Origin of the sequence: Arthrobacter endolithicus (assembly GCF_026627425.1) — a bacterium.
Taxonomy (GTDB): Bacteria; Actinomycetota; Actinomycetes; order Actinomycetales; family Micrococcaceae; genus Arthrobacter_M.
In genome coordinates this window covers 18156-35386 of record NZ_JAPNLH010000001.1, presented here as the reverse complement: position 1 = coordinate 35386, position 17231 = coordinate 18156, and the positions used below count along the sequence as shown (strand labels likewise).

At 64.4% G+C, this 17231-nt stretch carries 17 protein-coding genes; 5 read left to right on the top strand and 12 right to left on the bottom strand.

Going from position 1 to position 17231, the window contains the following annotated elements:
* Positions 1-122: 122 nt before the first annotated feature.
* Positions 123-734 (bottom strand): SDR family NAD(P)-dependent oxidoreductase, encoded by a 612-nt coding sequence (locus tag OS914_RS00185; protein ID WP_267544338.1) that lies wholly within the window; start codon positions 732-734, stop codon positions 123-125.
* A gap of 89 nt (positions 735-823) precedes the next feature.
* Positions 824-1750: a diacylglycerol/lipid kinase family protein gene (locus tag OS914_RS00180; RefSeq protein ID WP_267544043.1), complete on the bottom strand. Its 927-nt coding sequence runs from the start codon at positions 1748-1750 to the stop codon at positions 824-826.
* Between the two features lie 264 nt (positions 1751-2014).
* Between OS914_RS00180 and OS914_RS00175 the strand changes: the two genes are divergently transcribed.
* Positions 2015-2653, top strand: a complete 639-nt coding sequence (locus tag OS914_RS00175) for a TetR/AcrR family transcriptional regulator (RefSeq protein ID WP_267544042.1) — start codon at positions 2015-2017, stop codon at positions 2651-2653.
* Entirely contained in the window at positions 2650-3453 is an 804-nt protein-coding gene (locus tag OS914_RS00170; protein WP_267544041.1) for a maleylpyruvate isomerase family mycothiol-dependent enzyme, read from the top strand. Before OS914_RS00175 ends, OS914_RS00170 begins: the two co-directional genes overlap by 4 nt.
* A gap of 31 nt (positions 3454-3484) precedes the next feature.
* Here OS914_RS00170 and OS914_RS00165 read toward each other — a convergent pair whose 3' ends face one another.
* The 5 genes from OS914_RS00165 to OS914_RS00145 form a co-directional block, all read right to left on the bottom strand.
* Entirely contained in the window at positions 3485-5197 is a 1713-nt protein-coding gene (locus OS914_RS00165) for an ABC1 kinase family protein (RefSeq protein WP_267544040.1), read from the bottom strand.
* 5 nt (positions 5198-5202) lie between these two features.
* Positions 5203-5745, bottom strand: a complete 543-nt coding sequence (locus OS914_RS00160; RefSeq protein WP_267544337.1) for a PadR family transcriptional regulator — start codon at positions 5743-5745, stop codon at positions 5203-5205.
* 208 nt (positions 5746-5953) lie between these two features.
* On the bottom strand, positions 5954-6649 hold the full coding sequence (locus OS914_RS00155; protein WP_267544039.1) for an aspartate/glutamate racemase family protein: 696 nt from the start codon (positions 6647-6649) through the stop codon (positions 5954-5956).
* Positions 6650-6732: 83 nt separating this feature from the next.
* On the bottom strand, positions 6733-7653 hold the full coding sequence (locus OS914_RS00150; protein WP_267544038.1) for an acetamidase/formamidase family protein: 921 nt from the start codon (positions 7651-7653) through the stop codon (positions 6733-6735).
* Positions 7654-7812: 159 nt separating this feature from the next.
* On the bottom strand, positions 7813-8472 hold the full coding sequence (locus tag OS914_RS00145) for a GntR family transcriptional regulator (protein ID WP_267544037.1): 660 nt from the start codon (positions 8470-8472) through the stop codon (positions 7813-7815).
* A 107-nt stretch (positions 8473-8579) separates the two neighbouring features.
* Here OS914_RS00145 and OS914_RS00140 point away from each other — a divergent pair, with 107 nt between their 5' ends.
* Complete coding sequence (locus OS914_RS00140; RefSeq protein WP_267544036.1) at positions 8580-9788, top strand: ATP-NAD kinase family protein; 1209 nt, start codon at positions 8580-8582, stop codon at positions 9786-9788.
* Positions 9789-10547 (top strand): SDR family NAD(P)-dependent oxidoreductase, encoded by a 759-nt coding sequence (locus OS914_RS00135; RefSeq protein ID WP_267544035.1) that lies wholly within the window; start codon positions 9789-9791, stop codon positions 10545-10547.
* Positions 10548-10641: 94 nt separating this feature from the next.
* Here OS914_RS00135 and OS914_RS00130 read toward each other — a convergent pair whose 3' ends face one another.
* The 4 genes from OS914_RS00130 to OS914_RS00115 are packed head-to-tail and all read right to left on the bottom strand — an operon-like array spanning position 10642 to position 15526.
* Complete coding sequence (locus OS914_RS00130) at positions 10642-12387, bottom strand: amylo-alpha-1,6-glucosidase (protein WP_267544034.1); 1746 nt, start codon at positions 12385-12387, stop codon at positions 10642-10644.
* Positions 12387-13286: a carbohydrate ABC transporter permease gene (locus tag OS914_RS00125; protein WP_267544033.1), complete on the bottom strand. Its 900-nt coding sequence runs from the start codon at positions 13284-13286 to the stop codon at positions 12387-12389. Before OS914_RS00125 ends, OS914_RS00130 begins: the two co-directional genes overlap by 1 nt.
* 4 nt (positions 13287-13290) lie before the next feature.
* Positions 13291-14229 (bottom strand): carbohydrate ABC transporter permease, encoded by a 939-nt coding sequence (locus OS914_RS00120; protein ID WP_267544032.1) that lies wholly within the window; start codon positions 14227-14229, stop codon positions 13291-13293.
* 4 nt (positions 14230-14233) lie between these two features.
* Positions 14234-15526 carry an ABC transporter substrate-binding protein gene (locus OS914_RS00115; RefSeq protein ID WP_267544031.1) on the bottom strand — a complete coding sequence of 431 codons (1293 nt, stop codon included), beginning with the start codon at positions 15524-15526 and terminating at the stop codon, positions 14234-14236.
* 34 nt (positions 15527-15560) lie between these two features.
* Here OS914_RS00115 and OS914_RS00110 point away from each other — a divergent pair, with 34 nt between their 5' ends.
* Positions 15561-15692 (top strand): hypothetical protein, encoded by a 132-nt coding sequence (locus OS914_RS00110; protein ID WP_267544030.1) that lies wholly within the window; start codon positions 15561-15563, stop codon positions 15690-15692.
* On the opposite strand, the gene gcvPB is transcribed toward OS914_RS00110, so the two are convergent.
* On the bottom strand, positions 15668-17230 hold the full coding sequence (gene gcvPB, locus OS914_RS00105; RefSeq protein ID WP_267544029.1) for an aminomethyl-transferring glycine dehydrogenase subunit GcvPB: 1563 nt from the start codon (positions 17228-17230) through the stop codon (positions 15668-15670). The genes OS914_RS00110 and gcvPB overlap by 25 nt on opposite strands.
* Between the last annotated feature and the right edge of the window lies 1 nt (position 17231).

Sequence of the window (17231 nt, the reverse complement as noted above, 5' to 3'; positions counted from 1 at the left end):
GGATGCCCGGACCGTCTGCGATTCAGGGCAGCACCTTTCAAGCCTGCTGGATGCCCCTAATTGCAAAGCAGCGCGCCGTGGACGACAGTTTCCGCAGCGGACCGGAGCGAATTCTGCCGTGCTCAGGCGAGGACCGAGCCGCCCGCTACGTCGAGGGTTGTGCCGCTGATCCAGTCCGAGTGCCCGGAGGCCAGGAAAAGCGCGGCATTGGCAACATCTTCAGGGGTTCCCAGACGTCGGATCGGATGGACTTGGCGAAGCTGGTCTTGGATGGCCGCGGGGATCCGTTCGCTGTTGCGTTCGGTCAGGATGGTCCCTGGCGCAATGCAGTTTATCCGGACGCCAGAGGGGCCGGCCTGAAGTGCTACTTCCTTGGTCAGCAACTCGATGCCAGCCTTGGCAGCGGCGTAGGCAATCGGCGAGCCGACGGTGGGATGGCGGGCAGCCGACGATGACATGGTGATAATGATTCCCCGGTGGCGGTCTTTCATCCCAGCGAGGAATGCTTTGATGGTGAGGAAAGTGGTGGTGAGGTTGGCGTCGATCGTGGCACACCACCCCTCCCCGGTGATGTCCTCGACCGGCCCGGGAGGGATCGGGTTTCCCCCTGCGTTGGCGACAAGGACGTCGATCATCCCGAGTTCGTCCTCGATGACCGAGCGCATGGCCTCAATCTGTGCGAAGTCAGTCAAATCGGCGATGACCGAGATGGCTTTCCCGCCTGCCGTCGTAATCAGCTCCCGAAGCTCAATCGCTCCGGCTACAGTTCAATACCGTCCGCCACGCTTGGCAGGCCGTTGGCGTCAGCGGAGCAAGAGGGCTCTCATGGCGCCGTCATCCTGATGGTCAGTGCGAACGGATCCACGGTAACCCTCAGATGCGTTGCCTGGCCCACGTGATCGCCGTCGAGTTGGAATTCCTGCGGGCGGTCCAAGGTGATGTCCGCGGTTTTACCCGTAAGGCTCCGCACTGACCGGTTAGTGCTCTTGTTTTTGCCTAAGACCCCCGCGATAACGCCGACCCAACCAAACTTGCCGCGGGGGGCGAGGGTCAGGAGATCGAGGATGCCATCGGTGTTCACAGCCCCCGGGAAGATTTCCACCCCGCCCATTAACTTTCCGCAATTGCCCACCATGACACTGCGGACCTTGCGGTGCGTCTCCGCCTTGCCGTCAACGCTGATTCTGGCAGTCACAGGTTTCCCCGACAGATTGCGGATGCCGGCGTCCACGTAGGCTAGCCAGCCCACACGGTCCTTGAGCTCATCGACGGTGTCGGCCATGATGGATGCATCGTAGCCCAGCCCGGCTGCTACGAGGAAAATCCGTCCCTGCTCTTCGTGGTCGAGCCGGGCCTGAATGACGTCGATCTTGGTCTCGGTGCCGTGCAGAACGTTGCGGGCTGCGGTCACTGGATCGGTGATATAAATCCCAAGGTTGCGGGCCAGCAGGTTACCCGTTCCGAGCGGCACCAGCCCCATGGCGGTATCCGTGCCGGCAAGGATCCCAGCGACACACCGGACGGTGCCGTCTCCACCGGCGGCAATGACAACATCCACGCCGGCATCAACGGCTTCCCTGGCCTGGCCGCGGCCAGGGTCGCCCTCGGTGGTTTCCAGCCACAGCGGCTCAGCCCAGCCTGCCTCCGCGCACAGCCGGAAGACTGTCGGTTTGAAATTCTCGTCCGGGGACTTCGTCGGATTGATAACCACGGCGGCACGCTTGCCCTGCCGGGGATGGTGCTGCGCCATGTCGTCCTTGCCTGTTGGGAATTTCGAGCAACACTGAATCCTAACCCGGAGAGGACACCCTGCAGGGGAATGGGAAGCGGGCTTGGTCTTGGTCCGGCCACCCGATGTGCGCGCACCTGTGCAGTAGCGCCAGCGGCGTCGGATTTGGCGGCAAGGGTCAGCAGCGGCCGGTCCTGGAAAACCGAGCTCAGGCAAAGGTCGGACCGGCAGCCAAAAACCCTCCTGAACCCTTGCTTCCTAATACCGTTAGGCGCACTATGAGGTATGAGCACCGCGCCGGACCGGCGCACTTTGCGCTGGCGCTCCACCCAAGAGGAAATCCTCGGCGCTGCCGTTGCGCTCATGGCGCGGGATGGGGTGGCCGGCATGTCGCTCTCCGCAGTCGCCCGCAGCGTCGGCATGCGGCCGCCCTCCTTGTACGAGTACTTTCCGTCCAAAAACGCACTATATGACGCTCTATTCGAACGCGGCGCGCGCGAACTGCGTTCCGCCGTCCTGCGGGCGGGGACGGACCCACAGCACGCTGGCGCACCGCTCGCTACGCTGCGCGCCTGCGCCCACTCCTACGTTGAGTGGTCCATGGCTAACCCGGTACCGGCCCAACTGCTGAACTGGCGCCCCGTACCAGGATTTGAACCCTCGCGACAGGCATTTACGGCCAGCCTCAGCATGGTCCATGACATACGGGCGCTCCTGGCGCTCGCAGTGGCACAGGATCTTCTGGATCCTGCTGCAGCAGGCGAAGACGCACTTCTGCTTTTCATCTCGGTGATTGCCGGCGTCGTATCGCAACAACTGGCCAACGAACCGTCGGCGGATCTGGCAGCCGGGCGGTTTGCCCGTCTGGTTGACCCCGCAGTGACGATGTGGCTGACATACTACGCATTAAGGAATGAGCCATGAGCACCACCACTATTTTGGCAACTGACATCCCGGCCACCGATCGACACGAGGCCGCAGTCGGCTACGCCTCCGTCATGGCCGGTCTGGCCGATCAGCTGGCCGCTCTTCCATCGGCCCTTTGGGCTGCCGGCACCGACTGCGCCGGATGGACCATCCGTGACATGGCCTCCCATCTGCTGGGCGCTCAGGAGGACATGAGGAGTGTGCGCCGGACGTTGTTGCGACGGCGGCTCGGTCACCGGAACTACCCTCAGCTGTCGTTGTTGGATGCCGCGAACCAGCAGCAAATCGACGATCATTCCTCCGACACGCACGACGACGTCCTGACCCAGTACCGGGCAAACACGCCGCTGGTGGCGCGCAGGGTTTCAGCATTCCCCACCCTGGCGACGTGGATCCCGGTTGACAAGACGATGGCCCCTGGCGGGCTGCCGCTGCGGCTCGGCTACTTGTTTACGACGATCTACCTGCGGGATGCATGGATGCACAGCATTGATCTATCCCTGGCCTCGGGCCTTCCTCGGGTCGCCACTGGCGCCGACGCCATGGTGGCCAGACAGGTCCTCCGCGACGTGGCCGTCGTATGGGCGCAAGGCCCCAATGTCGAGCTCGAGCTGACCGGCAATGTCTGCGGGACGTGGCGGCTGGGCCGGATGGGAGGCACTGCGGCCCGGGTCACTGCCGATGGCATAGACTTCTGCCGGCGCCTTTCCGGACGCCCACCGAACACAGGGATATCCTTGCTGACCGGCGACCCGGAGGTGCTGGGCCTGGTGGAGGACTTACGCGTCGTGTTCTAGCACGCGCCCGTGTCCCGGTTCACCGGCTGACTTAGAGGCGGCCCCGGCCCACCCACAGCCCATGCAGCAGCGGAACCACCGAGACGATCATGAGCACATTGCCGAGCACCATGTCGTCCCCCCTGACCACGGAACCTGCGATCAGCAGGGCGCCGAAGATCAGTGCCGATGCCGACCGTTGCGCCATGCGGTTAAGCCGCGCCACCTGCCTTTCGAGGCGCGGATTGACCACCGACAGTGAACCGTCCTCGATTCGGGTGATCAGCCCATCCAGGCGCCTCGGCAGACGAACGACGGCCGCGGCGGCGTCGAGCGCCTGCTGGGCTACGTCTTGGACGATGTTGCCACGCTCGTCGCGCAGCAGCCGCGCCGCATAAGGTTCGACCGAGTCCCACAGATTGAACCGGGCGTCCAGCGAGCTACATACCCCCGATGTCAGCGACATGGCACGGATGATGAGCAGGAAGTTTTCCGGCAGCTGGAACGGCAACGAACGGACTACGTCACCGAACTCCACGCCAAAATCACGGAATTCCCGCGGGTCCACATCGCGAAGCTCTGCGAAGCCCATCCCGCCAAACCGGGCAAAGAGGTGGGTCATCGCACGTTCCAGCTCGGCAGTGTCGGCCGAGGGAACCAGCACGCCCACGTCGCTGATCGCCGTCACCAACCCCTTCCCGTCACGGGCGGCGGCCGCGATCAACAGCTTCCTCAGGCCGCTGCGGGTCTTGGGCGGAACCTCGCCCATCATGCCGAAGTCGATGAACGTCAGCTTCCACGGGCGCTCCGAAGATGAATCGGCACTCGGAGTGACAAAGATATTGCCCGGGTGCGGATCGGCATGGAAAAAGCCGTTGGTAAACAGCTGGTCGAACATGACCGACGCGAAAACAGGGGCCACCAGCGCCGGGTCGATGCCCGCCGCAAGAAGGGCCGCCGAGTCCGTGATCTTGATCGCCGTGACGTCTTCAAGCGTGAGCACGCGGCGTGTGGTCCGCTCCCATACAACCTCCGGGACGCTCACCCTGGTGTCGTCGGCGAAATCCGCGGCAAAGCGTTCCGCATTCGCCGCCTCATTCAGGTAGTCGATCTCCTCCAGACTGGTCTGCGCAAACTCCTTGACTAGTGCGGGCATATCGGCACGTTTGGAGACCACGCGCACGTGGCTGAGCCAGCCGCCCACTTTGCGCAGCGCGGCCAGATCGACGTCGACAATCGCGTCGATGCCCGGTCGCTGCACCTTCATGACCACGCTGGCGAGCCCGGTGTCGGCAGCATCGGCGGGGCGGAGATGGGCACGGTGGGCCTGCCCGAGGGATGCAGCGGCGATCGGCGTCTGCGCGACTGTGGCGAACACCTTCTCCAGCGGCGCACCAAGCTCTGCCTCGGCCAGGGCACGGATTGCAGGGAACGCGACGGGGGGAACCTCGTCCTGCAGCCCTTCCAGTTCGGCTGTTATCTCCGGCGGCAGCACATCGAGCCTGGACGACATGAACTGACCAACCTTGATCATCAGACCGCCAAGCTCCACCGCGAGCGCATGGAAGCGCTGCGCGAAGCGCCGCATCCGCTTTGTCCGGGTACGTTCGGCAATCCTGCCTAGCCCGATGCGAGGCAGGACCAGCTCAAACCACCACGTCACCGCGAGATGCCACGCGGCGAAGCGCAGGATGCGACGGTAGCGGACACGGGTGTCCCCGGCGCCGGACACCGGAATTGCCGGGACCCGACGGGCCGACGTCACCCCCTTCAGTCCTGGGCGAGGATCGAATACAGCCGACGACGCGCCTCGTCGAGCACCTTCACCGCCTCCTGTACCTGCTTAGGCGAGCCAGTACGGCCCACCTGGGCCGCGGCCTGCGCGAGCTCAACGCCGGCCTTGGGCAGCGCCGCGAACCCTGTGCCTGAGGCCGGACCCGTGGAGTTCCATGGCGCCGATGCATCGGCCCCCGCCACCTCTTCCCGGCCTGCCTCTGTCAGCGAGTAGACCTTGCGGCCATTTGATTCCTCGGCACTGATGAGCCCCTCATCGGCCAGCAGCTGCAGCGTCGGGTAGACGGAGCCGGCACTGGGCTTCCAGCTGCCACCGGTGCGCTCCTCGATTTCGTGGATGATCTGGTAGCCATGCATCGGCCGCTCCGCGAGCAGGGCCAGCACGGCCGAGCGTACCTCGCCTCGACCCGCGCGGGTGCCCGAGCGCTTCTCAAACTTTGCACGCAGCTCCTCTACGGCCTGCCACACGCCGTCAATGTTGGGGCCGCCAAATCCGCCTGCCGGGAATGAATTATGCATCATGCTCTCCTTAGGTGAACCGCTAACGATATACAACGATAGTTAACGATATCCCTCGTTACGCACAAAAAACAAGGGTGCCGGACTCCTCGCAGCGGGCACCCCCTCACGAGATTTGCGGCGGCTAATCGATGCAGAACTCGTTGCCCTCCGGATCGTGCATGGTGATGAAGCCAGCCTCCCTTGCGCCTTGTCGGGCTCGTGCGCTTTATAGCGTTGCGGGCTCACCGGTTCTTAGCCGCTCCCGGATGAGCTGGCAGGCGCTGGGCAGGGGTTCAATGATGGCAGCATTAGGTTCTTTGGACAGCCGTCGGGCGGTTTCGCTCAGAGGCCCACCCGCGATAATTACTGCCTTCGCACCGTCCGCGACGCACCGCCGGACTGCCGCCTGCAGCTCCAGGAACTGGGCCTCTGGATTTGCAGCCAGCGTGAGCGGATCCGACTCCGTCAGTCGCACTCCGCAAAAGTACTCGGTTCGTTGATGAGCCATCACCAACTCCGTCAAGGACGGCACAAGAAGTGGCGTACTGGTGGCCATCCCGAAGCGTCTGCCATTCCGGGAAGCCGCCAGAATTGCTGCTTCCCCGATCCCCACCACGGGAATAGCCAGTTCCAAGGAGAGTTCGGCCCGCCCGGGGTCGCCGATGGCGGCAACGATGATTGCTATCACGCGAGACCCATCGGGGCCAGACAGATAGTCCTTCACCACCTCCCGGACATGGACTTTTGCGCCGTCCAGGTTCGCCGGGTCAATCAGCATCCGCGGGCCCGCCAAGGCCGTGATACCCACGACCAACAGATCACTATCGGTAAATTCAGCAGCAGCCAGCTCTCGCATCATCAGCGTGGTGGACGTGTTGGTGTTGGGATTGACGAGCAAAACAAGGGGGACTTTAGCGGACACAGGCTACCTGATCACCTTCCGCACGTGGTGTGCCAAAGGTTTCCGGCGGCCTCCGCCGAGTCCGTTCCCCTCGCTCTGAGTGCTCATAGCACGCTCTTCGGTAGCCGGTGCGTCGTCACCGCTCCGAGGGGCGCCATCGGGTGCAACGGGTCGGGGTTCAAGGCACCGGTCGGGCCGCCCAGGCGTGAATGGCCGACGGCGCTCATCACAACGTAGGCGTCGCCGGCGTCCCAGCCGTGATCCTTGACCAAAAAGCCGAACATGTCTTCGTAGCCCCGGACGATGCTTTCCTGCACCGGATCTCCCAGACCGACAAAGATCCATTCGTCAGCCGTTTCCACCCGCGGGGCACGCAGTGGCATGTCCTTCACGAGGTCCACGGTGACGACGGCGATCCCCTCGGCCTCAATCGCTACGAACGAAGATTCGCCCTCGGCCATGATGGCGTGGATGTCGCCGATGGACAGGTAGGCGCCGTCGACCATGACCGGCAGGTAGACGGTGGAGCCGGGGCGGCATTCGGTGAGGTCCATGTTTCCGCCCTGCCCATAGCTGGGCATGATCGTGGAATTGGCACCTGCTGCTGGAGCTGTGCCAATGCATCCGATCATCGGCCGCGGCACGAACGTGTGCCGGTCTGTCGCGTGTACGCCGGCCTCGTCGATGGGGACCCGCCGGGCGAAGATCTCCCCACCCATAACGTGCTGTAGCGCCCCGGTGCCGGGCAGGCTCACGGACCAGCCACAGTCCTTGAGGCGAATCTCGTGGATCGTGACGGCTAACGCGTCGCCCGGCGCGGCCCCCTCGACGTAAACGGGACCGGTGACCGGGTTGATCCCTACCGTGAGTTTTTCCAGATCACCGTATTCGTGCAGCTGGCGATAGACCTCGTCGCTCGTTTCGAAACCGATCAACTCACCGGTGCCGGGTATGACGCGGAGCGCTGGACTCTCATCCGCCGAAAAGCTGAACTTACCGTTGGTCTTATCCAGGAAGTGGTCCATGTTCTACAGCGCCCCTAAATTAGTGGTGGCAGGAACCTCATCCGGGTGCAGGTCCCTCTCGCCCGGGTCGGTCCCGCGGCAAATTATGTTCTACAGAGGCCGAAGAGCATGCGCCCAGCGATTGTGTGCCTGAGGCAGGGGGTCAACGGCTCGGGGAGGTCAGCCGCGCACCGGCACGCTGCCCCGCAGAGCACTGATGATTCGGGGAACGCTGTTGTTCCAGTTATCTTTCAGCGCTTCGATCGCGGCCGGCACGTCCCCTGCCTGCAGGGCCTCTGAAATGGTTTCATGTTCGGCTGCCGCGCGTTCCATCAGATCCGTATTGCCCACGTAGAGACGTTCGTATCGGCGAAGTGCGAGCTTGTAGGAGGCAATGCCCTCGGCCAGACGCTTGTTCGGGCTTCCGGAGGTCAGCAGCGAATGGAATGCATCGTCGTGGTCATGGATTTCCTGGGCGGAGCTGACGGAAGCTGTGAACTCCCTTGCCTGCTCCACCAATTGTGGCGCGATTTTAGCAAGGTACTCCGCCGGGGTCAGGGTCAACGCCAGAGATTCCAGGGCTGCGATAATCTGCACGGCTTCCTGAAAATCCTGGGCGCCGATCGGCGCCCAGCGAAACCCCTTGCCGGACACCCGGCTGATGACGCCCTGCTGCGAGAGGGAGATCAGCGCCTCCCGCAGCGGCGTGCGGCTCACTCCCAGCTCAACGGAAAGGGCCACCTCATTAATACTGTCGCCCATGCCAAAATCCCCGGCAGAAACACGATTCATGATTTCCGCTTCAATCTGCTCGCGCAGAGTCTGGCGCTGTATGGACATCCCGTTCCCCCTTGCGCCGCTATATCGGACATCGAGCGATAAGGCGGCAGACCTACCACTCGCTTCACAATTCAGTATACTGTATACAGAATTGGAGGTGTAAACATATGGACGTTCTCAGAGTAGGGCTGATAGTCAACCCTGTCGCGGGACTCGGCGGCCCGGCCGGCCAGAAAGGCAGCGACGCCGCGGATATTCGGGTGACTGCACGGACGGCGGGCTACGCTATGACGTCGCCTGTTCGGGCCAAGCGCACGATCCAGCAGCTGGTTTCCCTGCTGGGGCAGGCCGGACGGGAACTGCGCCTCTATACCGGTCCGGGCACCTTGGGCGGGGACATCGGCAAGGGACTGTGCCCCACCACGCTGCTGTGGCCCCGCACCGCAGGCACTGACGAAACAAGCGCGGCGGACACCCGCCGGCTGGCCATGCTGTTAAAAACCGAACGCGTGGACCTGATTCTGTTTGCCGGCGGCGACGGAACGGCCCGGGATGTGCTGGACACCGTGGGCGGCAGCATTCCGGTACTGGGCATCCCGACCGGCGTGAAGATCTATTCGGCGGTTTTCGCATTGACCCCCACGGCCGCCGGAACGTTGGCTGCCAATTGGCTGCTGGGCCGCAGCGACAAAGGCGCCGAAAGAATGGTTGCGGAACGCGAGGTAGTGGACATGGACGAGGTCCTGCTGCGCGCCGGGCTCGCCTCGCCCGCCCTCTACGGTGCGTTGAATGTCCCCGTGGACCCGAGCCGGCTGCAGGCTCGAAAGGCGCCCACCCCGGCATCGGACGCTAACGCCGTAGCCTCCCTGGCCCGCGCCTTCGTTCGCGGTATGGAGCCAGATCACGCATACGTCCTGGGCCCTGGCGGAACCACCGCCGCGATCGGCCGCGAGCTCGGTCTGGCGACCACCCGTCTTGGCGTGGATGTTGTCCGCGACGGTACCCTGCTCTCCTCCGACGTTGATGCCCACGCCTTGGAAGCCGCGCTCCGGGGCGGCCCGGAGGGATTGTTGGATCGACTCAAGGCGACGATAGTGCTGACACCGCTGGGTGGCCAGGGCTTCGTCGTCGGGCGGGGTAACCAACAGATCACCCCACGGTTGCTCTCCAGCCTCCCGCTGCAGATTGTCGCCACCGACGCCAAGCTCGCCGCCCTGGCCGGGCGGCCGCTGTGGGTGGATTCCGGCGACGACGACGTAGATGCCCGGCTGAGCGGTTACGCGAAAGTTTTCACGGGTGCTAGTACCCACACGGTCTACCCGGTCAGCCGGGTGTCGGAAGAAAGTCAAGGCACCACCACAACGAAGGAGTACTGAATGCGTTTGCAGGACAAAAATGCCATTATCACCGGCGGCGGTTCCGGCATCGGCCGTGCCACGGCCCTGGCCATGGCAGCCGAGGGCGCCAACGTGGCCATCTTCGACATCAATGAGGCAGCCGCCAAAGCTGTGGCCGACGAGGCCAGTGCGCTGGGTGTGAAGGCGGTCGGCATTGCGGTCAACGTGGCCGACGACGAGCAGGTTCAGTCCGGCGTGGCGCAGGTGGTGGAGGCGTTCGGCAGTGTCAATGTGCTGTTCAACAATGCAGGCATCATCCGCCGGGCCAACGTGCTGGAAACGTCCATTGAGGACTGGGACCAGGTCATGGCCGTCAACGTCCGCGGACCGTTCCTGCTGTGCAAGCACGTGGTGCCGCTGATGCAGGCCGCCGGTGGCGGCTCGATCGTCAACACCGGTTCCGGCTGGGGGTTGAAGGGCGGCGGCGACGCGATCTCCTACTGCACGTCCAAGGCGGCAGTGGTGAATATGACCCGCGCACTGGCCATCGACCATGGACCGGACAACATCCGGGTCAACTCGGTAAACCCCGGCGACACGAATACCCCCATGCTCCGTGAGGAGGCCCGCCAACTTTCCCAGGAGGAGCAGAGCTTCCTGGCCGAGTCCAACGACCGCCCGCTCAAGCGCATGGGCACCCCGGAGGAAATCGCCGAGGCAGTGGTGTGGCTCGCCAGCGACGCCAGCTCCTATGTCACCGGTTCGGCACTGGTGGTCGACGGCGGCGGCATCGCTTAAGCTGCCCACGCATCAGGAAGCCCGTCCCGGATTCTTCCGGGACGGGCTTCCTGATGCGGTTATGGAACCGAGGGGGTTGCAGAACCCGCAACGGTCAGTTGTCCCTGGCCTCCAGCCACACGGCCAGATCCAGAAACAGCGCCGCCGACCAGCCGAAGCCGGTGGTGGCACCGGCTGCCCTGGTCCCGGTCAGCGGATTCCAGTACTCGTGCAGACCGCCGCTCTTGCGCACCATCTGGACTGTCCGCTCGGCCAGCTCTGCGGCCTCGGTGTCCAGGCCACTGCGCAGCAGACCTTGAACGATCAGCCAATTCACGTTCAGCCAGACGGGGCCGCGCCACATCCGGTCGGCGTTGAATTCGGGTTCGTTCAGCGCGACGGTAGGCAGCGGATAGGCCGCTCCCAAGGCACCAGGCCCACTGAGCGATTTCCGGAGCCCTTCCAGCACCCGGTAAGGGAGCCTGCCGGTCAGCAGCGGCATCAGGGCGAACGGAGTCAGGGTTTCGCGGCGCCCGGCCGGAGTCAGCGCCACAAACCGGCCCAGCTTCGGATCAAAGCGCTCGGAGATCAGCCGTTCCGCGGTCGAGTCCGCCAAGGAACGCTGGGCCGACGCTTCGGCGGCGTCGCCGATGTCATCCGCCAGCCCGGACATGGCATCCAGGGCCAGCACCAGGTAGCTGGGCAGATCGGGCGCGAACACCGGACCGCCGTCGTCGAACAGCGGCGAATCGTCCAGCCCGGAGGAATAGACGTGTTCGTATCCCGGCAGCCCGTCCGGTGAGGGCCGCTGGAACCACCACCGATGCAGCCGGTCCAGGCCCTCCTTTAGCTCGCTCTGCAGCGACATCGGCATTGCGTTTCCGGCCGCCTGGTCCACTGCACGGGCCGCCCACGCGGCCAGCGGCGGTTTGGTAATGGGCATGTCCGCCTGGCTGACCATCGGCGAGTCGGCCCCATGTAACCGCGCCAGCGTGGCCAGGTCCCCCGGCGGCACGTCCGCCACGCAGGCCAGCGTGCCGCCGTCGTGCACCACATCCGGTAGGCCGCCGTCGGACGCCTGCTCGGAAAAAAACAGCCGGAGCTGGTCGGCGGCCAGCTCCGGATCGCCGTGGCGCAGCCCGAAACTGATGAAATACGAGTCCCATTGCCAGGCGGCAACATAGCCCTGCTTGGACGGCACCACGGCCTCGATTTCGGGGTGCGTGGCCAGCCGGACAATGTTGCTGGCTAGGATCCACCACGCATAGCGGACCATTTCGACGTCCTGGTCCCGGACAGCCGGCAGCTTGTCGAACCAGTCTTGCCAGCGGGCGCACGCCGCGGACAGGTACTGCCGGTGGCTGCCGGACTGCGGTGTGGTGCGGACGGGGCCGCCCATCCGCACGCTTACGCTGCCCCCCGCCGGCAGCACAGTGCCGGCGGCGCCCAACGTGCCGGGGCCTTCGGTGCTGCACCAGCGGATCGGCGCGCCGTCAACTTCGGAGACGGGCTGGCCGAGACTGTCGACACCGAATGCCTCCATTTCGACGGTGACCGGGCCGCCGTCCTCGGCAACCCCGACACTGAGGGTTTCCGCGTCGACAAACGTCAGCGACGCCGCCCCACCGGCAAAGCTGATTCCCTCCGGGCCCACGGCCGTGACCGGCAGGCGCCGGCCTGCGGCGTCCGTCACCGCGAGCCGGCGCAAATGCGTGCACCGCTCCGCGCTGCGTTCGTAGACCGCTCCCGCCACCCGGAGGTCGCCGTCGGGCCGGACAAAGACGAGCAGGCGCGAGCCCCGGTCCGTCAGCGGCACCGCGTCCAGATCGATGAAGGCGCCGGCGCCGGGCCACGGACCCATCAGGAGCCGCCCATGCCGGACATGGCCATGGAATTGAGGATTTTGCGGTTGCCGATGAGGAACGCGATAAGCATCGGCACGATGGAAATGGCCGATGCTGCCATGACCAGGGAGTAATTGACACCGCCGTACTGTCCGGTGAATTGCGAGAGCAGCAGCGGCACCGTGAACTGGTTCTCGCTGTTGAGCACAATCAAGGGCAGGAAAAAGTTGTTCCAGGCCCCCAGCGCCACGACGATGGATAGGGCGGCCAGGCCCGGCTTGATGTTCGGCATCACGATGCTGAACAGGATCCGCCAGCGGCCGGCCCCATCCAGCCGGGCCGCCTCCTCAAGTTCCACGGGAAGCGAGCGAATAAACTGGCGTACCAGGAACACCGCGAACGGGTTGCACAGCACGGCCGGGATGATCAGCGCCAGGTGCGTGTCCACCCAACCCAGCTTCGAGAAGATCATGTACAGCGGCACAATGGTGACCTGCTGCGGGACCATTTGGGTGGCCAGGAACAAGATGAAGAGGAATTTGCTTCCCCTGAACTCGATCCGGGCGAATGCGTACGCGGCCATCGAGGCGGTCAGGATGGTTCCGGCGACGGTCAGGATACAGATGTAGATGCTGTTCCAGTAGGCGAGCCCGAAGGGGGCGGCCTGCCAGGCGTCGGCATAATTATTGAAGTTCCAGGGTGAGGGAAAAAGGCCCAGTGGGTTCGCCAGGATCTGCGGCAGGGTCTTGAAGGAGGTCAGCAGCATCCACAGGAACGGGGCCACCATCAGGAAGCCGCCCACGGCCAACAGCACGTGCAGAGTGACCCTGGACCCCTTGGCGCTGTGTGTCCGTCTCCGGCGGCCGATCGGGGCCGGGACTTTGCGGACCGGTGCCTTCTGCAGTGTGGTTGTCACGGTCTCAGCTTTCGTAGTGCACGAACCGGCGTTGCAGTCCGAGCTGCACGGCGGTGACGACGAGGGTCAGGATGAGCAAGATGATGGATGCCGCACTGGCCATCCCGAATTGGAAATGCTTGAAGCCTTCGTCATAGATCTGGTAGACGATAGTCCGGGCCGAGTTCTCCGGCCCGCCGTCTTTGGTCAGGATGAAGACCACGTCAAAGGTCTGGAAGGAGCTGATGACGGCCACTACCGTGGAAAAGAACACCACCGGGGACAGCAGCGGCAAGCGGATCGCCAGCATGGTCCGCAGCGGCCCCGCGCCATCCACCCGCGCGGCTTCCAGAATCGTCGGGTTGATGCCCTGCAGGCCCGCCAGGAAGATGATGACGTTCAGACCCAGGGAGGACCAGATGGTCACGATGCTCACGGCCAGCAGCACAAAGCGGGGATCACTGAGCCAGCCCGGGCCGGGGATGCCGAAGACTGTGGAAAACGCCTCATTCAGAGGCCCGTCGGCCCGGAGGATCTGCTGCCATACCAGGGACACAGCGATGGAGCTGGTCATCACCGGGGCGAAGTAGAGCAGCAGATAGCCGGTGCGTCCGCGCAGCCGGTCCAAGGCGACGGCAATCAGCAGCGACAAGGCCAGGCCCACGGGCACGGTGATCATGGCCAGGCCCAGGGTGTTCAGGATGGAGCGCAAAAACACGGGGTCGGCCAGTTGGGCCTGGAAGTTTGCCAGCCCCACCCAGCTCAGCTCGGTCAGCCCGTCCCATTGGGCGAAGGCCAGGACCAATCCGACGGCGAAGGGCAGCAGCACGAAAACGCTCATGCCGATCAGCTGCGGACTGACGAAGACGAGCCCGGACCAGCGGTCACGTTTGCGCCATCCCGCCTCCTTCCGCTCTTCCAGGCCGGCCCCGGGGGTGCCAGCCTTGGCCAGGACAGCCGTCACGACGTCAGACCGCCTTTTCGATCAGCGTTGACACGGCCGCGATGGTGTCCCCCGCGCTGGCTTTGCCCTGGTACATGGAGAGCATGGCCTTGCTGACGTCGGAGGACAGGCCTGGAACACTTGCCTCTTTGGAAAAGTCCTCGAAGCCGGTGTGGGTCATGTCGAGGAAGGACTTCGCATGCGCGGGGTAGTTCCCGCCCAGGACCACGGAGTCGGCGCCCTTGACCGATGGGACGGCATTGCCGCCGTCGGCCAGGCGTAGGGTCTGGCCCTTGGAGCTGAGGAACTCGCCCACGAAGGTCGATGCTGTCTTGGGCGCCTTGGTCTTGGCATTGATCACCAGATAGGATGCGGCAACGCCGCTGCTGCCGGGCTTGCCCGAAACTGTAGGCCACGGAGCGATGTCGTAATCGTCTTTGTTGCCTGACTGTTCGGCCGTGGCTATGCCGTAGCGGCCCTGAACGTAGAAGCCCGCCTTGTGGGAGACGAACAGGCTGTCCGCGCCGGATCCATCCGGCAGGGTGTCGGCCACGGTGAAGGACTTGTTGGCGAAGGCATCGGCCAGAGATGCGATGGCGGCGACGCTCTTCGGGTCCTGCGGGAGTACGAACTTACCGGCCGAATCGAAGACCTCGCCGCCGTTGGCCGTCACCCAGCTCCAGTGGGTGGACCAGTAGTTCCAGAAGATGGCACCGGTCATGCCGTTGGCGGCCAGCTTGGCGCACATGGCCAAAAAGGTCTCGATGGTCCAGTTGCCGGCTGCGGCGAGCTCGGCCGGATTTTCGGTGATGCCGGCAGCAGCCAAAGCCTTCTTATCGAACCAGAAAACGTCCGGGTTACAGTCGTTGGGCAGGGCGAAGATGCCCTTGTCCGTCTTGCCGGCGCCAAACAGGGCCTCGTTGAAGTCCGCCAGCGTGACCTTGGCGTCCGGTCCGCTGACCACCGGGGTCAGGTCCATGAGCACGCCGGCGGAGACGAATTTCCCGAGGTAGTCATCACCGACATAGAAAACGTCCGGTGCAGTGCCGGACGTCAGTTGGGTCAGGAGCTTGGAGTGGTAGTCCGAGTAAGACGGCACCATCTGCAAGGTGGCGTTGATGCTGGGGTTGTCGGCCTTGAATGCGGTGTTGAACGTTTTGAAGCGCTGCCCCTCCTCTGGGGTCCCCCAGGTGGACCAGGTGATCTGGGATGCGCTGTTGCCGCCGGCCGATCCGCCGCAGGCCGATGTGGCCAGCAGTGCGCCGACGCCGAGAGCGCCCGCCACGAAATTCCTACGGCTGAAGGTGATGCTGTTCACGGGATACTCCTGGGTGATTGGTACTGGGGGTGGGATGGAACGATTGACACGGGCGGAGCCTCAGGGCGACGGCGGCACGGCCGGCTTTACGGCCGGCGGTATGAACGCCTTGGTGCGTGCCGCCGTCGCCCTTTTCCTGTGTCAGTTGCTCGGATATTTCCTCTGATAGGCGCGCCAGCTAATGGCCCAGCGCGCCGGATCGTCCAGATCATCATGGTGGATGTGGTGCACCGTCTGGTTGTGCGGGGCGGTGCGGACGATCTCCGGGTTGCTGCGCGCCTCGCCGGCGACATGGGCCAGCACGGCCACGTACTCGTCAATCTCCGCCTTCGAGTAGGACTCGGTGGGTTCGAGCGTGAACGGCTGCGGGACAAGGTACGGGTGGTGGCTGGTCCAATAATGCATGCCGAAGTCGGACATCCGAATGCCGATCTCCTCCGAGGAAACGCCGGTGTCCTCAAAGAGCTCCTGCCAGGAGTAGCGGACCTGCTCGATGCGCCGCTTGCCCTCCGCATACGGAGCGGAGGCACCGGGAATTTCCAGGACCTTGGCCAGCAGATAATTGTTGTTCAGTACGGCAGTCTCGGCGGCCTGGCGCAGGCCGTCTGCACCGAGCGCCATGATCCAGGCGTAGGCACGGACCACGTTTGGGGCCACCCCGTAAAACGGGGCCACAACGCCCACCGACTGCGGGTGGTCGCGGTTGATGACGAACTTCTCCGCCACCTTGTCAATGGTGGGGCCGGGCAGGAACGGCACGAGCTTCTCCGAGACGCAGCTGGCGCCGGCGCCGGGGCCGCCGCTGGCGTGCGGGGTGCTGAACGTTTTGTGCAGGTTGAAGTGGCACAGGTCAAAGCCGGCGTCGGAGGCCCGGGTGATGCCAAGAATGCCATTGGCATTAGCTTGGTCATACGCCGCCAGGCCACCGGCCTCGTGGACAATGTCCACGAACTCACGGATCTTGGCGTTGTAGATGCCGGTGTCCTCGGGGTTGGTGATCATCAGGGCCGCCGTGCGGGGGGAGACCGCTGCCCGAAGGGCGTCGATGTCCGGGTAGCCGTCAGCGTCCGGCATCAGCGTGATGACCTTGTAACCGGCCGCCTTGGCGCAGGCGGCGTTGGAGGGATGCGAGAAAATGGTCGTGATGACCTCATCCCTGACCTGTCCGTCCCCGTTGGACTCGTGGTACGCGCGGATCATGGCAATGTTGGCCCAGATGGCGGCCGAGCCGCCCTGGGTCTGCAGGCTGACGCGTGCCATCCCCGAGATCTCCGCCAACAGCTGTTCCATCCGCCAGAAGATCTCCAACACGCCCTGGATGCTGGCCTCGTCCTGCAGCGGGTGCAGGTCCATCAGCTTCGGCGTGCCGATGAGGGTCTCATTAATTTTGGGACTGTACTTCATGGTGCAGGTGCCCTGGCCGATGTCAATGTTGAAGTCCGCACCCAGGTTTTCCTGGCTCAGACGCAGGTAGTGCCGCACCACCCGCATCTGGGCCAGTTCCGGCAGCACGGGGGCGGCGGTCCGGCGCAGCGGGGCCAAGCGGTCCTCGCGCAAGGCCAGTGCCTCGGTGGCAGCCGGCTCGCTCTGCTGGACCAGGATGCCCCGTTCGCCGGGCGTGCTCAGTTCGAAAATGATCTTTTCATCCCAGCGTGCCTGATGAAAGCGGCGCAGGACGGGCTTCGGGGCAACAGGAAGTGCCATC

Bases quoted from the DNA above. Each gene is read 5' to 3' on its own strand.
- OS914_RS00135 (WP_267544035.1), top strand. From the start codon at position 9,789: ATGCGTTTGCAGGACAAAAATGCCATTATCACCGGCGGCGGTTCCGGC.
- OS914_RS00145 (WP_267544037.1), bottom strand. From the start codon at position 8,472: ATGTCCATACAGCGCCAGACTCTGCGCGAGCAGATTGAAGCGGAAATC.
- gcvPB (WP_267544029.1), bottom strand. From the start codon at position 17,230: ATGGCACTTCCTGTTGCCCCGAAGCCCGTCCTGCGCCGCTTTCATCAG.
- OS914_RS00160 (WP_267544337.1), bottom strand. From the start codon at position 5,745: ATGCATAATTCATTCCCGGCAGGCGGATTTGGCGGCCCCAACATTGAC.
- OS914_RS00150 (WP_267544038.1), bottom strand. From the start codon at position 7,653: ATGGACCACTTCCTGGATAAGACCAACGGTAAGTTCAGCTTTTCGGCG.
- OS914_RS00180 (WP_267544043.1), bottom strand. From the start codon at position 1,750: ATGGCGCAGCACCATCCCCGGCAGGGCAAGCGTGCCGCCGTGGTTATC.
- OS914_RS00110 (WP_267544030.1), top strand. From the start codon at position 15,561: ATGGAACGATTGACACGGGCGGAGCCTCAGGGCGACGGCGGCACGGCC.
- OS914_RS00130 (WP_267544034.1), bottom strand. From the start codon at position 12,387: ATGGGTCCGTGGCCCGGCGCCGGCGCCTTCATCGATCTGGACGCGGTG.
- OS914_RS00140 (WP_267544036.1), top strand. From the start codon at position 8,580: ATGGACGTTCTCAGAGTAGGGCTGATAGTCAACCCTGTCGCGGGACTC.
- OS914_RS00175 (WP_267544042.1), top strand. From the start codon at position 2,015: ATGAGCACCGCGCCGGACCGGCGCACTTTGCGCTGGCGCTCCACCCAA.
- OS914_RS00170 (WP_267544041.1), top strand. From the start codon at position 2,650: ATGAGCACCACCACTATTTTGGCAACTGACATCCCGGCCACCGATCGA.